The sequence below is a fragment of the Streptomyces sp. NPDC037410 genome (assembly GCF_055602235.1).
In genome coordinates, this window is record NZ_JBVJWR010000023.1 from 107774 (window position 1) to 122774 (window position 15001).

The 15001-nt window shown below is 69.8% G+C and carries 10 protein-coding genes; 7 read left to right on the forward strand and 3 right to left on the reverse strand.

Annotated elements, in window-relative coordinates:
- Positions 1 to 3: 3 nt before the first annotated feature.
- Positions 4 to 1596, reverse strand: coding sequence for an amidohydrolase (locus ACZ7HT_RS30760; protein WP_471171836.1), 1593 nt, complete (start codon positions 1594 to 1596; stop codon positions 4 to 6).
- Positions 1589 to 2530, reverse strand: coding sequence for a P1 family peptidase (locus tag ACZ7HT_RS30765; RefSeq protein WP_471171837.1), 942 nt, complete (start codon positions 2528 to 2530; stop codon positions 1589 to 1591). The genes ACZ7HT_RS30760 and ACZ7HT_RS30765 overlap by 8 nt, the downstream gene beginning before the upstream one ends.
- A gap of 212 nt (positions 2531 to 2742) precedes the next feature.
- Here ACZ7HT_RS30765 and ACZ7HT_RS30770 point away from each other — a divergent pair, with 212 nt between their 5' ends.
- The 6 genes from ACZ7HT_RS30770 (at position 2743) to ACZ7HT_RS30795 (ending at position 11847) form a co-directional block, all read left to right on the forward strand.
- A complete protein-coding gene (locus tag ACZ7HT_RS30770) occupies positions 2743 to 3762 on the forward strand; it encodes a helix-turn-helix transcriptional regulator (protein WP_471171838.1) in 1020 nt (339 codons plus the stop codon).
- A gap of 543 nt (positions 3763 to 4305) precedes the next feature.
- Positions 4306 to 5805 carry a CoA-acylating methylmalonate-semialdehyde dehydrogenase gene (gene mmsA, locus ACZ7HT_RS30775; RefSeq protein ID WP_471171839.1) on the forward strand — a complete coding sequence of 500 codons (1500 nt, stop codon included), beginning with the start codon at positions 4306 to 4308 and terminating at the stop codon, positions 5803 to 5805.
- Between the two features lie 113 nt (positions 5806 to 5918).
- Entirely contained in the window at positions 5919 to 7382 is a 1464-nt protein-coding gene (locus ACZ7HT_RS30780; protein WP_471171840.1) for an aspartate aminotransferase family protein, read from the forward strand.
- A gap of 326 nt (positions 7383 to 7708) precedes the next feature.
- Complete coding sequence (locus ACZ7HT_RS30785) at positions 7709 to 9226, forward strand: tyrosine-type recombinase/integrase (protein WP_471171841.1); 1518 nt, start codon at positions 7709 to 7711, stop codon at positions 9224 to 9226.
- Positions 9227 to 10060: 834 nt separating this feature from the next.
- Positions 10061 to 11308 (forward strand): tyrosine-type recombinase/integrase, encoded by a 1248-nt coding sequence (locus ACZ7HT_RS30790; protein WP_471171842.1) that lies wholly within the window; start codon positions 10061 to 10063, stop codon positions 11306 to 11308.
- 5 nt (positions 11309 to 11313) lie between these two features.
- On the forward strand, positions 11314 to 11847 hold the full coding sequence (locus ACZ7HT_RS30795) for a DUF6262 family protein (RefSeq protein WP_471171843.1): 534 nt from the start codon (positions 11314 to 11316) through the stop codon (positions 11845 to 11847).
- On the opposite strand, the gene ACZ7HT_RS30800 is transcribed toward ACZ7HT_RS30795, so the two are convergent.
- The gene (locus ACZ7HT_RS30800; RefSeq protein ID WP_471171844.1) at positions 11763 to 13331 is read right to left on the reverse strand and encodes a pentapeptide repeat-containing protein; all 1569 of its coding nucleotides are present in this window, start codon (positions 13329 to 13331) and stop codon (positions 11763 to 11765) included. The genes ACZ7HT_RS30795 and ACZ7HT_RS30800 overlap by 85 nt on opposite strands.
- A gap of 647 nt (positions 13332 to 13978) precedes the next feature.
- Here ACZ7HT_RS30800 and panB point away from each other — a divergent pair.
- A complete protein-coding gene (panB, locus tag ACZ7HT_RS30805; RefSeq protein WP_471171845.1) occupies positions 13979 to 14830 on the forward strand; it encodes a 3-methyl-2-oxobutanoate hydroxymethyltransferase in 852 nt (283 codons plus the stop codon).
- Positions 14831 to 15001: the final 171 nt, after the last annotated feature.

Genomic DNA, 15001 nt, shown 5'->3' on the forward strand with positions numbered 1-15001 from the left:
TGATCAGAAGGGGCGGGGCCAGACCTGGCGGCCACCGAGCCATGTGGACGTGACGGGCAGAGCGGAGAGCTGGTCGGCGGGGACCTGGAGCGGGTCGTCGGCCAGGACGGTGAAGTCGGCGAGGAAGCCCGGGGCGATGCGGCCCTTGTCGTGTTCCTCGCCGCAGGCCAGGGCCGCGCCCGTGGTGTAGAGCCCCAGAGCCTCGGCCGCGGTGATGCGCTGCTCTCCGCCCAGGACCTCTCCGCCCGCGGTCGTCCTGGTGACGCAGGACTGCAGGGCGAGCAGCGGCTCATAAGGACCGCACGGGTAGTCCGAGGACCCGGCCACCGGGATGCCGGCGTCGAGCAGGGAGCGGTGGGCGAACATGCGCGAGAGCCGGTCACCGTAGTAGCCGGGCAGCTTCTCGCCGTGGAAGGCCACGTAGCTGCCGAAGGGGACCGCGATCAGACCCAGCGCGCGCATCCGGGCGATGATGTCGTCGTCGATCACGGAGCAGTGCTCTATCCGGTGGCCCGCGACCGGGCGGCCCGACGTCTTCTCCAGCCGCTCGAACGCGTCGAGCAGGAGCCGGATCGCCCGGTCGCCGTTGGCGTGCACGGCGAGACGACTGCCGGCGCCGTGCACATCCGCGAGGACGCGATCCAGTTCCGCCTCGCCAAGGACCTGCTGGCCGTGGTCGCCGTCCTCGTACGGCTGCTCCAGCAGACAGGTGCCGCCGCCCACCGCGCCGTCCAGGAAGACCTTGACGCCGACGAAGCGCAGGGTCGGGTCGCCGAATCCGGTGAGCAGGCCGAGGTCGCGCTGGGAAGCGAAGTAGTCGTGATTCACCAGCATGCCCACCCGCGCGGTGAGCAGCCCGCGGTCGCGGGCCTCCTGAAGCAGCCGCAGCCCCCGGGGGTTGACGTCGGCGTCGCAGAGCGAGGTGAGGCCGGCCGCGTTCAGCTTGCCGAGGAACGCGGCGAGTGCGGTGAGCCGGTCGGCGAGGTCCGGTTCCGGGACCAGAGCGCCGCCCACGGCGAACGGCGCCATCGCCCGCTCGTACAGCACGCCGTTCAGCCGTCCCGCGCCGTCGCGGCCGTACGAGCCGCCGGCCGGCGGTACCGACTCGTCGGTCAGCCCGGCGAGTTCCAGCGCCCGGGTGTTGGCGACGGCCCAGTGGGCCGCGATGTGCATGACCAGGACCGGCCGCGCGGGGCAGATGCGGTCCAGGTCGTCGCGGTCCAGCACCCGTCCGCCGGTGGACTTGCCGTGGTCGTAGCGGGTGGCCAGCACCCACGAGCCGGCGTTCGTCTCGCCCGCGCGGCCGAGCAGGGCCGCCGCGACCCCCTCCGGGGTCGTGCATTCGGACAGGTCCACCTGGAAGGACTCGTCGGCGATCGCGGTGGGATGGATGTGCGCGTCGTGCAGGCCGGGCACCACCACCGCGTCGCCCAGGTCGACGCGCTCGGCGACGAGGTGCTTCGCGCGCAGGTCCCGCCAGTCGCCGACGGCCAGGATCCGGTCGCCGGAGACGACGAACGCATCGGCTTCGGACGGGGTGTCGGCGAGCGTGTGGACGCGACGGGCACGGACGACCGCGTAGGGCATCTCAGACATGCGCGTCATCCGCCAGGTCCAGTTCCCGCAGCGCGGGCACCTCGTGCAGCCCGGTGGCCTGCCGTACGGCGTCCCGGATCGCCTCGGCGGTGACAGCGGCGGCGACGCCCTCAAGGGCCAGCATGTTCTGGACCTCGACCTCGCCGGTGGCCACGGCGAACGCGGTGTCGCCGTCCAGTCCGGTCGCACACGGGCTGACCGCGTGGGCAACGCCGCCGTGACCGGCGTGCGCCAGTCGCCACGCCTCGCGCTTGGTCAGCCTGGCGTCGGTGGCGACGACGACCAGCGTGGTCGCCTTGCCCCACTCCTGCTGCGGCCGCTCGTCGGTCGCGAACGCCTCGGTGACCCGGAAGAACTCGCCGTCCCGCCGCAGTCCCGCAAGCACCTGACCGTCCTCGCCGATCACGTCGCCGATCGGGTTGACCACGGCCCACGCGGCGACGGTCGGGCCCTGCGCGGTACGGCGCGAGGCCCGCCCGAAGCCGCCCTTCGTCGATCCGCCCGGCCCGTCGATGGAACCCGCGGTCACGCCTGTGCCCGCGCCGACGGTCCCCACCTCTTCGTCACCTGCCGGGACGGCGGCTTCGTACGCGATGTGTGCCGCGTGAAGCTCGGGCCAGGCGATGCGCCCGACCTCCAGGTCGAACACCACCGCGGACACCACGCCGGGCACCGTGACTCCACGCTGCCGTTCGGCCAGTACGTTCTGCAGATACGACGCGGCGGTCAGGCCGTAACAGCTGCCACCGGTCAGGACGATGGCGTCGGCCGTGTCGGAACAGCCGTACTGGTCGTAGGTGGCCAGATTGAGTGTCCCGGGATTCTGTCCCCGGGGCGCCGCCGCCACCGTCGCCTGCTCCGGCACGACGAACACCGTCAGCCCGGTTCCCGCGTCCCGATCGGTCCAATGGCCGATGCGCAGCCCCTTGATCACTTCTGCCCCTCTCGACGACCAACGTGGGGCGGACATTAGGAAACGTCGAGGTGGCGGCGACATCGTCCGGCTTACGTATATGTGGTCCAGGGACTCGAGACGCCTCGGTGGGGCTTAACAGCACGGACACGAATGACTCACGGGGTGGACACGGATCGCCGGCAGGGTGAGGGCACCCTGCTAACCTCCAGCCACCGCACTGGGGAGAGCCGATGGACTCATGGCCCGACGTGAGCCGCCTGGGCGCGCGCCGCATGGACGTACTCGCCGAGGTCGGCTTCCGCGCCGCCCAGGGCCACGGGGCGGCGGTCGGGGCCGACGTCATGGACGCGCTCCGGGAGATCGTCCCGGCCGAGGCGTACGAACTGGTCGTCTACGACTCGGTGGCGGACCGCCATCACAGCCTGACCTTCGACGGCTATCAGCGGGAGCACCCCCAGGTGGGCGCCGTGGAGTTCACCCTGACGGAGACCTTCCGGCAGATCATCGCGCTCCGCGGTCCCAGCCGGATGAACGATCCGGGCAGCGACTTCTCCCAGACCTCCTACTTCCAGGACTACATCGGCCCCCACGGCTGGCGCGCCGGCCTCACCGCACCGCTGTTCCTGCGCGACGGCCGTTACACCGGCCTGCTCCACCTCAGCGCCCGCGACCCGGAGGCGTTCGACGAGGGGACGAGCGAGGTCATCCGGGCCGTGTCGCCCGTACTCGCTCACGTCACTGACGTGATGCGCCACGTGGATCCACTCGGCCTGCCGCAGGGATGCAGCGCGCTGGCGTTCGAGACGACTGGTTCGCAGCGCCCTCTGACGGGACGGCCTTTCTCCGCGGCGATCGCCGCGGAACCGCGCATGGCCGACCTCGTCCGGGAGTTTCTCTTTTCGGGCGAGTCCCACCGCAGAGGGCTGTGGCAGGACCGGACCGGCCGCTGGAGGGATCTGTATCTGGTCCGCTCGGCCTCGCCGATCGACGGCTCACCCGACTGCGTAGTCCTCGCGGAACGGCCCTGCCGCGTCCCCTACGGCCTCACCCCGCGAGAACTGGACGTCCTGAGCCTGATCGCCCACGGCCTGTCCAACCCCGAGATCGCAGCCCGGCTCGTGCTCAGCGTCCGCACCATCACCACCCACATCGTGCACATCTTCGACAAGCTCGGATGCGACAGCCGCGTCCGAGCCGCGGCGATCGCCCTGCGGGAGGGGCTGGTCCGGGTGGAGTTCGCCGACGTGTGACCGGTTCGCGTGGACATCGACGGTCAATGACCCAGGCGGCCGTCCGATGCCGACGCGGCTGATCGTTGAGAGCTCCCTGAGGTCAACGTTCCTTTCAAGCACCCGACTTCACCCCTCGAAAGGCGCCCGGTCGGGGCTGCGAGACGAAGCCGACGCAGCCGGGCGGCCTGCTCACGGGGTGGTGAAATCCCCTGAACGGTCGTCATACGTGAACGCCGGGAGGCCTCGCAGCGGCCGAGTTCGCCGCCGCCTCCCACATGTGTCTAGGCGGCGGGGGAAACAACCGACACAGTGTCCGGCCCGCCGCCTGCCCAGACGTGGTGCGATGCCTTCGTAGCCCAGACCGCTACCTGCCCCGGCGGCCGCCAAGGCCCCGGATGAGCACGACTGCCACGTGACCGGCCGCTGCCACTCGCAGCGCTGCCGTCCACGGCCTCATGGGGAACAGCCCCCACCAGCGGAGAAGCGGAACCCCTCGCCGTGACGTCGAGGCGACAGCACCCGCCGACCGCGACACCTTCAGCCGAGAAAGGCCCACACACCATGAAGACCATCAACCACTGGATCGGTGGCAAGACCGTCGAGGGCACGTCGGGCAACTGGGGCCCGGTCACCGACCCGGCCACCGGCGCCGTCACCACGCAGGTCGCGCTCGCGTCCGTCGAGGAGGTCGACGCCGCCGTCCAGTCCGCGAAGGACGCCTTCGCGACCTGGGGCACCTCCTCGCTCGCCCAGCGCACCACGATTCTCTTCAAGTTCCGCGCGCTGCTCGACGCCAACCGCGACGCCATCGCCGACCTGATCGTCGCCGAGCACGGCAAGGTGCACTCCGACGCCCTCGGCGAGGTCGCCCGCGGCCTGGAGATCGTCGACCTGGCCTGCGGCATCACCGTCCAGCTCAAGGGCGAGCTCTCCACGCAGGTCGCGAACCGCGTGGACGTGGCCTCGATCCGCCAGCCGGTGGGTGTCGTCGCCGGCATCACGCCCTTCAACTTCCCGGCCATGGTGCCGATGTGGATGTTCCCGATCGCCATCGCGACCGGCAACACCTTCGTCCTCAAGCCGAGCGAGAAGGACCCGTCGACGGCCATCAAGCTCGCCGAGCTGTTCGCCGAGGCGGGCCTCCCGGACGGCGTCTTCAACGTCCTCAACGGTGACAAGGTCTCCGTGGACCGCCTCCTGGAGCACCCGGACGTCGCCGCGATCTCCTTCGTCGGCTCGACCCCGATCGCCCGCCACATCCACACCACCGCCTCCGCCAACGGCAAGCGCGTCCAGGCGCTCGGCGGCGCGAAGAACCACATGCTGGTCCTCCCGGACGCCGACCTCGACGCCGCCGCCGACGCGGCCGTCTCCGCGGCGTACGGCTCCGCCGGCGAGCGCTGCATGGCGATCTCCGCGGTCGTGGCCGTCGGCGCCATCGGCGACGAGCTCGTCGAGAAGATCCGCGAGCGCGCCGAGAAGATCAAGATCGGCCCCGGCACGGACCCGACCTCCGAGATGGGCCCGCTCATCACGGCCGTCCACCGCGACAAGGTCGCCTCCTACGTCACCGGCGCCGCGGCCGAGGGCTGCGAGGTCGTCCTCGACGGCACCGGCTACACCGTCGAGGGCCACGAGAACGGCCACTGGATCGGCCTCTCCCTCCTGGACCACGTGCCCACCACGGCCGCCGCCTACCAGGACGAGATCTTCGGCCCGGTCCTCTGCGTCCTGCGCGCCGACAGCTACGAGGAGGGCCTCGCGCTCATCAACTCCTCGAAGTTCGGCAACGGCACCGCGATCTTCACCCGTGACGGCGGCGCCGCCCGCCGCTTCCAGATGGAGGTCGAGGCCGGCATGGTCGGCGTCAACGTGCCGATCCCGGTGCCGGTGGGCTACCACTCCTTCGGTGGCTGGAAGGACTCGCTCTTCGGCGACCACCACATCTACGGCAACGACGGCGTGCACTTCTACACCCGCGGCAAGGTCGTCACCACCCGCTGGCCGGACCCGTCCGACGGCCCGTCCGGTGTGGACCTGGGCTTCCCGCGCAACCACTGACACGAAGCCGCCGGCGAGCGTGCGTGAGTGTGGCCGCCCGCTTCCCGGTCGCGCCGACGGCACCTGACGGAGATTTCCCCTCCAACCGAGCAATTGACAAGAGGAACACGACAATGACGAGTACGCGCACCACTCTGGCCGGAACGCCGAACGGTCAGGGCAGCGACACGTCCGGCACCGCTGGCGCCGCACCGGGTGCCCCACACCCTGCCGCGGCATCAGCCGCGCGGCACATGTGGATGCACTTCGCCCGCATGGGCCAGTACCCGCAGACCCCTATCCCGGTGATCACCAAGGGCGAGGGCAGCTACATCTGGGACGACCGCGGCCGTCGCATCCTGGACGGCCTCTCCGGTCTCTTCGTCGTCCAGGCCGGCCACGGACGACGCGAGCTCGCCGAGGTCGCGGCGAAGCAAGCCGGCGAGCTCGCCTACTTCCCCATCTGGGGCTACACCACGCCGCCTGCGGCGGAACTCGCCGAGCGGCTGGCGCACCTGGCCCCCGGTGACCTGAACCGGGTCTTCTTCACCACGGGCGGCGGCGAGGCCGTCGAGTCCGCGTGGAAGGTCGCGAAGCAGTACTTCAAGCTGACCGGAAAGCCGTACAAGCACAAGGTCATCAGCCGCTCCGTGGCCTACCACGGGACACCGCACGGCGCCCTTGCCATCACCGGGCTGCCGGCGATGAAGCAGGACTTCGAGCCGCTGGCCCCGGGCGGGTTCCGCGTGCCCAACACCAACCTCTACCGACACCCGGAGTTCGCCGATGATCCGGAGGCGTTCGGCCGCTGGGCCGCCGACCGGATCGAGGAGGCCATCCTCTTCGAAGGGCCGAACACCGTCGCGGCGGTCGTGCTCGAGCCGGTGCAGAACTCCGGCGGCTGCCTCACCCCGCCCCCCGGCTACTTCGCCCGGGTCCGGGAGATCTGCGACCGCCACGATGTCCTGCTGGTCTCGGACGAGGTCATCTGCGCGTTCGGCCGCCACGGGAAGACCTTCGCCTGCGAGAAGTTCGGCTACACCCCGGACCTGATCACCTGCGCCAAGGGCATGAGCTCCGGCTACGGGGCGATCGGCGCGATGATCGCCTCGGACCGCGTCATGGAACCCTTCCTGCGACCCAGGACCGCCTTCCCGCACGGCTACACCTTCGGCGGGCACCCCGTGTCCGCCGCGGTCGCGCTCGCGAACCTCGACCTGATGGAGCGGGAGAAGCTGAACGAGCGCGTCCTCGGCCACGAGGCCGCGTTCGGCGCCACGCTGCGCAAGCTGCTCGACCTGCCCATCGTCGGCGACGTGCGAGGCGACGGCTACTTCTGGGCGGTCGAGCTGGTCAAGGACAAGGAGACTCGCACGACTTTCCAGCCCGAGGAGCGCGAGCTCCTGGTCCGTGGCTTCCTGCCCAAGGCTCTCTACGACAACGGCCTCTACTGCCGGCCCGACGACCGCGGCGACGTCGTTGTACAGGTCGCGCCGCCCCTGATCTCAGGCCAGGCCGAATTCGACGAGATCGAGCAGATCCTGCGACACACCCTGACCGAGGCCCAGGGACTCGTCCAGGAGATCCGGTCCGTATAGCAAACGGCTTGGTATCGCCGGAGATGGGCAGCGTCCAGGCTGTCTCCCCAGGAGCGGACCGAGCCACCGGCGCGGCCCGGACACCGATCCTGCGATGGACCCGGCACCACGCCGGTTCCCCGGTCGCGAGCACAGCGCCGGCCGGGCTCGGCTCGGATACGAGACCGCGATGTCCGGCCTCGTGGTCGAAGGCGGTGGATCGCGGCAGCACGGTGTGTTGGCACCGGCGGACAACCGGTCCGGGGCGATGTTGTCCTGCTCGACAAACGGAACACACCCTCGCCGGGGCTAGCGTGCATGCTTCGTCGTCCGTCCCGGAGACCGCCATGCATCCATCCGTCACCCCTCCCTCCGACGCCGGCGGTGCCCGACTGCGGCACCTGGTCCCGGCCCTCGCCCGTCCGCACATCGAGCTGCTCGCCGCACCGCAGGGACTTGAGGCTCCCCTCACGTCCGTGGTCTTCGCCGAGCCGGAGGACCCGCCGCGGGACCGCGACGGACAGCTGGCGCTGATCGTCGGAGCCCGCGGCAGGAGGTCGATGCCGCTGCTCATCGGTGCGGCGCGGGCGGGGGCGTCGGCGGTCGCCGTCAAGACGGACACGGACACCGAGGCCGTTGAGGCGCTCCGCGACGCGGCCTCCGAGTGCGGGATCGCCCTCTTCGGCGTCGGCGACGAGGCCCAGCGGACCTGGACCGTGCTGGGCCGGGACCACCGCGTGGTGGAGCCGGCGGAGGAGTACCTGGAGTACCTGCGGGCGCAGAGGGTCTCACCGAACACGGTCAAGTCCTACGGCCGGGCACTGGCGCTGTGGTGGCAGTACCTCGACGTGTTCGGGCTGGCCTGGGACGCGGTGTCGCTGGAGGACTTCGGGGCCTTCCTGACATGGCTTCGGACCGGCGAGGGTCCGGAGGTCACTGCGCTCGATCCTGGGCAGGCCAGGTTCGCGGAGTCGACGGTCGCGGTGCGGTTGCGGGCCGTGCTCTCCTGCTACACGTACCACGAACTCAACGGGGTCGATCTCGGACGGCAGCTGCACCGAATCACCCACGGCCGAAGCGGCAACTACAGACCGCTCCTGGAGCACATCGCCCGACGCAAGGGCGGCCGGCGGACCACGATCCGTGTGCGGCAGAAGCGCCCCGCAGCCCCTCCCACACTCACTCCGCGGCAGATCGACCGGATCTGCGGTGCCTGCGCGTCCTGGGATGACGAGGCCCGTGAATGGCGGGGGTCGGTACGCAACCGGCTGCTGTGGGCCCTGCTGGCCGAGTCCGGGCTCCGCCTGGGCGAGGCGCTCGGGCTGCAGCACCGCGACTGGCACACCGGCCGCGGCGACACCCCGTTCATCGAAGTCGTCGCGCGTGAGCACGAGCACGAGGTCCGCGCCAAGAGCGGCTACCGGCGCCTGTATGTCTCCGACGAGGTCGACCGGCTCTACGGCGAGTACGTCTGGCAACTGTGCGAGGCCGGCGCCGACCTGGTCACCGATGACTTCGACGCCTCGTACGTGTTCGTCAACCTCGACCGCGAGCCCCGGTTCGCCCCGTGGAAGCCTGACAGCGTCTACGACCTGGTGGACCGGCTCCGCCGCGAGCTCGCCGGGCAGGTCCCGGACGGCTGGACGCCGCACTGGTTCCGGCACACCCACGCCACAGCGCTGCTTCTGTCCGGGGTCCCGATGCACGTGGTCAGCCGCAGACTCGGCCACGCGGACGTGCAGACCACGATGAACACGTATGCCCACGTCACCGAGGACGCCGAACTGCGGGCCGTGGCCGACTGGACCAAACTCACCGCCAGCTGGCGGGCCGCGCTGGACATCGAACCGATCGGACCGTGCTGATGAGCGCCAAGCTCCTGCTGGAGAACATGCGGGACACCTCCGGTTACTTCCAGCAAGACGTGCTGGACACCGCGTGGGCCGCCGTCCCGGAGCGGTTCCACACGGTCGGTCTGGCCACGGGCAATCTGGAGCCCACCGATCTCGGCGCCTTCACGCTGGGCAAGCACCAGAACAGCTTCCGGCTCCGCTTCTTCCTGCTGCCCGCTCCGATGGACCGCGAGATGGCCTGGTGCTGCTGGCGTCTCGTCGAACTCGGCGGACGGGTTCCGGTCGGATCCTTGCAGTCGCTGATCAACTCACTGGCCAGAGCGGTGGAGGACCACCCGGACCTGCGCGGCTCGCTGATGCGACGCACCCCGCGCGAGTGGGAGCGGTCCCTGGCCGCGGCCTACGCACGGCACTACGGCCGCCTGCCCGGCAAGGGCTGGGGCCTCAACACCGGGACCGTGCTGCGGCGTTACTACCAGATGCTGTGGACCGCCTACGACCAGCGCCCCTGGTGGCAACGCGAGGTCTGGGATCCCGTGCTGGACCCGCGGATCCCGCTGCGGGCCCACGAACCGCTGGGCGACCACAGCCTGTACTTCCAGTCCCTCCAGCCGCTCTGGCTACGGCACGGCTTCCAGTGGTACCTCAAGATCGCCCTGGAGACCGGGGACCTGACGTGGACCACCGCTCGGGCCCGGCGGTCCGGGATCCAGGTCTTCGGCGACTGGATCACCGGCCAGCACCCCGCCCCTCCCACCTGGCTGCGCGATGACCCCGCCGAGGTGAGGGCGTTCATGCTGGACTACCTCAGCCATCATCACGGACGTCGAGAAGTTCTACGCGCACATGACCGACTACCGCGAGGCGGCAGCCCGGGTGCTGGAGGAACCGGCCTGGCTGCGGCTGACCCCCTACCACGCCATCTTGTGGCGCCATGGGGAGAAGGGCCGGCCCGCGGTCCAGCCGGAGCGCTGGGAGGTCATCGACGACACCGCGTTCTCCCAGATCATGGCCAACCTCCACCTGCTCGGCGCCCCGGTCGAGGAAGGTGGGTTCGGCGACGAGCAGGTCATGCGGATCATGATGCTCCAGGCCCGCCTCGGCCGGCGGATCAGCGAGATCCGGATGCTCGACCGTGACCCGCTGTCCGCGCTGAACCAGCTCACCCGGCCCGACGAGCAGGACGCCGCCGACGGCGCCTTCGTCGCCAAACTGCGTTACCAGCAGACGAAGATCGAGCAGGCGCCGGACACCATCCTCGTCGACGCCGAGGTCGTCGCCATCATCCGCGCCCAGCAGCAGTGGGCTGACACCTACCTCGGGCCCCGCTGGGCGGCGGGCGCGAGCCCCAAATACCTCTTCCTGGCCCACAAGATGAACCGGAACGCCGACAAGCCCTACCCTGTTGAGCGAATCCATCAGACGCTGTCCGAGTTCGCCCGCCGCCTCGGCATCCGCGACAGCGCCGGGCGGCTGGTCGACTTCAACCGCACCCACCGATTCCGGCACACCAAGGCCACCAGCCTCCTCAACGCCGGTGTCCCGCTGCACGTCGTCCAGCGCTACTTCGGGCACCTGTCGCCGGCCATGCTGATGCACTACGCGCAGACCCTCGCCGAGACCCACGAGCGGGAGTTCCTGCGCTACCGGAAGATCACCGCCGACGCCCGGGAGCTGCCCACCGACCCGCGCGACCTCTACGACATGCTGGAGTTGGACAAGCGCACCGACCGCATCCTGCCCAACGGCCTGTGTCTACTGCCACCCCGGCAGGCATGCGCGAAAGGCAACGCCTGCCTGACCTGCGACAAGTTCGCCACCGATGTCACCTTTCTGCCCGAACTAACCGCCCAGCGGCAGCGCACCGACCAGCTCATCGCCGAACGGCAGAACGCGTTCACGGCCCGGACCGGGCAGCCGATGGGCGAGGACAACATCTGGCTCGCCGGACGCCGCCAGGAACAGGACGCCCTCGGCCGCATCATCCTCAAGCTCGAACAGACCCGCCTCGCCGACGGGCCCCCGCAGGCCGTCCGCGGGGCCGGTGTCGACGCCCGCACCGACGCAATCACTCGCAGCCAGAACGAGAGCTGACCGGCATGCGCGGCAACCCGGGCAACCTCCGCCAGGCCGCCGCCCGCAAGAGCGCTGCCGCTCAGGCCCGCGCCGAGAAGGGCCTACGCGAGATGATCCGCCGCGGACAGCCCATCACCTTCCGCGGCCTCGCCCAGACCGCCGACGTCTCGCTCGACTTCCTCTACCGCAGCACTGAGATCCGCCGACGCGTCGAACAGCTGAGGACCCAACAGCGAAGCCACCCGCCGAGGCCGGCCACGCAGCCGCCCGACGACTCGCCCAGGAGCGTCGTGCGCACCCTCACCGCCCAGCTCACCGTACTCAAACGACGGCACCGCGACGAGGTCCAGGCCTGCGGCAGGCCCTCGAAGCCGCCCAGAGCGAGAACCTCGAACTGCGACGCCGCCTCGGCCCCCGGCACACCGCCCGCCCCGAGCCGTGATCTTCTGATTTTGTGCCAGTGTGCGGGTTCCTACCGTTTGACGCGCCCGCGAATGGCCAAGACCATGAGGGCCAGAAGGAGCGCTCCGAGGAGTCGACTGACCATCTCGATATAGGTGCCCCAGGTCGTGAGGTTCTGGCCACTGGAGCGGAAGACGGCCGAGTTCACAACCACACGCACAGCTTTCTCCGTGCGTTTCCAACTGAACCGGTCAGCTATGGCACTGTTCAGGACCGGGTCCGGGGTGTCGATGATGAGGGCCACTTCGCGGCCGGCCCAGGCCTGGGTCCCAGTGACCTGAGGCTTGGGGTCGCTGTTCGGCAGCCCCCAGAGCATCAGCGCGAGCATGGTGGCGGCGACCGTGACGGTCAGCCAGCAGAACGCTCGCGAGGCACGCAGGCCGTATCCCGACAGTGCCCAGTACATGTGCAGGAGCCAGCGTTCCGTACGGGTGGTGCCACGGCCGTCGCGACGGCGGTCGCGGCGGCGCATTTCCATCTCGCCGTAGTAGAAGTCCGCGGCACCTGGTTCATTCTTGCCGTCCTCGAACGCCTTGCGAAGCTGCCGATACACCACCACCAAGGCCGCCGGACCCGGCGGCCTATAGTCCGAGCCCTGCGAATGAGGCGTCCACCCCTCCCCCGCCGTGACACGTCCCGCCTGAGCTCGCCAGTGATGTTCCTCAGCGAGCACCTGCCGCCTGGTCCACCGCACCGGCCGCAGACCCCAACGCACCCCCTTAGGCGGGGCATCGAAGAGGCACTCACCCTCCAGACGAAGCTGATCCAGATGGTGCGCGCCAGAGAAGGTACAACGACGCAGATCGACGTCTGTCAACACCAGCAGGGCCGCGTCGACCCGGCGCACTGAGAGCACAGAGGCAGTCGTCTCTGGCCGATTGGCGAGGTCCGTCGGCAAAGGGCTTCGATGTCGGGCATTGGAGACCACGGTGACCGGATGGCTCAAGACCGCTTCAGACAGATCCACCTCCGCATAGCTCACCCGGAGCGTGGCGGGACCGTCGAACCTCGTCCCGACACAGGACATTCGCTCGGCAGCCACCTCCACCGTCACCGGACCGGCGAACTCGACGTGGTCCAGACTCAGCCGCCCACTGCAGGCCAGCGGACCAAGAGCTCGGGCGGTCTCGAACTTCGCCCTGTCGAAGTGCCAGGTGCAGTTTCCCGAACGGGTGAACCGCGCTCCGCTGAAACGCGCGTCGCCCATGAAGGTCGCCTTGCCGAAGCCGGCGATCTCGCCGTTGAAGGTTGCCTGGTCGAAGCTGGCCCAGTAGTTGAAGGTTGCCTCACCGAACGACACTTGATCTTCGAAGGTCGTCCCGGTGAAGTCGCCACCACCGTCGAAGATCACCTGACCGAAACGCGCGTTGCTCCCGAACATCGCCCCCATGAACGAGGCGCCTCCGGGGAATGCCGCCTGATCGAAACGCGCCCAGCCCGTGAACCTTGCCCCAATGAACGTGGCGGTGCCCGTGAAAGTCGCGTTCTCGAACTTGGCGTCGCCCAGATGAGGTGCACCGGTGGCAGGATCCCGGACCGCATTGAGCACATCGTTGAGCAGCTCCGGAGTGAAGGTCACACCACGAGCGTGGATGTCCGCTCCGGGATGAAGAGTGGACAGATAGGCGCCGAGGGTGGCGGTGTCGAGATGGGCAAGGCATGTGCCATGCCCCGGAAGCACGGGTGCATCGCAGCCTCCTGAGCCGTCTGCAGGATCAGCGCCGTGTCCACAAAGAGCCGGTGGCTGCGGGATGGGGGACTGCGTCGGTGCGGTTATGTCGTACACGACGGCCAAGCTACCTCTGCAGTTGCTCACTATTGATGGATCGCCAGTCGTGATTGCTGCTGAACGCCCTTACAGACGCGACCGTAAGCGTTCTACCTGCGGAAATAGCACACTTCCACCTGATTGCTCCGGATGCCCTGTGGACCCGGACGCGCCGGAGCTGGACGAGGACGAGGACGGTGGGCAGGAATGGCCTTGGGCTGCTTCGGCAAAGCGGCGAGCAGGGCACGGATCACCGACCGCGGAGGCCAGGCACGTCCTCCGCGGGACAGCTCGGCAAGATTCTTCCAGTCGATGCGGCATCCGCAGAAGAATTTTCCCCTGTTTGCGGGTCGGCGGGCGCAGACTGGCAACACCTTCGGGTCGAATTCGCCTAGCGTCTCCTGGTGAATCCGGGGACTCCTGCAGGGAGCCTCGAGAAGCACGTCCGGAGGACTTCCATGAGCGAGCAGCCCGCCCCGTACGGCGGCACCACCAACACCACGACCGCGCCGGCTCTGAAGCGGGTCCGGATCCCTCAGCTGCGTGAGATGAAGGAGCGCGGGGAGAAGTGGGCGATGCTGACGGCGTACGACATGTACGCCGCGGCGACGTTCGACGAGGCGGGCATCCCGGTGCTGCTGATCGGGGACTCGGCGTCGAACAATGTCTTCGGGAACAAGTCGTCGTTGCCGGTGACGGTGGACGAACTGCTCCCGCTGGTTCGCGCGGTGTCCGGTGCCGCCCGGCGGGCGCTGGTGATAGCGGACCTGCCGTTCGGCTCGTACGAGGCATCCGCGGAGCAGTGCTTCCACACTGCGGTGCGGTTCATGAAGGAGGCCGGCGCGCACGCGGTGAAGCTGGAAGGCGGCGAGGAGATGGTGCCCCAGGTGGAGATACTGGCCCGGCGCGGGATTCCGGTGATGGGGCACATCGGGTTCACGCCGCAGTCCGAGCACAGCCTCGGCGGCTACCGGGTGCAGGGCCGTGGCGAGGACGCGCAGCGGCTGGTGTCGGCGGCGAAGGCGCTGGAGGCGGCCGGCGCGTTCGCCGTGCTGATCGAGATGGTGCCCGAGGAGGTCGGCGCGGAGATCACCCGCAGCGTGGCGGTGCCCACCGTCGGCATCGGCGCGGGCAGCGGCTGTGACGCGCAGGTGCTGGTCTGGCAGGACATGGCGGGCCTGCGGACGGGGCGGCTGCCGCGGTTCGTGAAGCAGTACGCCGATGTGCACGGCGTGCTGCGCGAGGCGGCCCGGGACTTCGCGGCCGACGTGACGGCGGGGATATTCCCGGCACCGGAGCACACCTTCTGACCAGGAACAGACAGGTAGAGGGGGGGGGGGGGGGGGGGGGGGGGGGGGGGGGGGGGGGTCGGCGGGGGGGGGGGGGGGGGGGGGGGGGGGGGGGGGGGGGGGGAGGAGGGAGGGGGGGGGGGGGGGGGGGGAGTGGGGGGGGGGGGGGGGGAGGTTGTGGGCGGGCGTGTG

Coding starts and splice junctions, on each gene's coding strand:
- mmsA (WP_471171839.1), top strand. CDS start 4,306: ATGAAGACCATCAACCACTGGATCGGTGGCAAGACCGTCGAGGGCACG.
- ACZ7HT_RS30770 (WP_471171838.1), top strand. CDS start 2,743: ATGGACTCATGGCCCGACGTGAGCCGCCTGGGCGCGCGCCGCATGGAC.
- ACZ7HT_RS30785 (WP_471171841.1), top strand. CDS start 7,709: ATGCATCCATCCGTCACCCCTCCCTCCGACGCCGGCGGTGCCCGACTG.
- ACZ7HT_RS30790 (WP_471171842.1), top strand. CDS start 10,061: ATGACCGACTACCGCGAGGCGGCAGCCCGGGTGCTGGAGGAACCGGCC.
- panB (WP_471171845.1), top strand. CDS start 13,979: ATGAGCGAGCAGCCCGCCCCGTACGGCGGCACCACCAACACCACGACC.
- ACZ7HT_RS30795 (WP_471171843.1), top strand. CDS start 11,314: ATGCGCGGCAACCCGGGCAACCTCCGCCAGGCCGCCGCCCGCAAGAGC.
- ACZ7HT_RS30760 (WP_471171836.1), bottom strand. CDS start 1,596: ATGTCTGAGATGCCCTACGCGGTCGTCCGTGCCCGTCGCGTCCACACG.
- ACZ7HT_RS30780 (WP_471171840.1), top strand. CDS start 5,919: ATGACGAGTACGCGCACCACTCTGGCCGGAACGCCGAACGGTCAGGGC.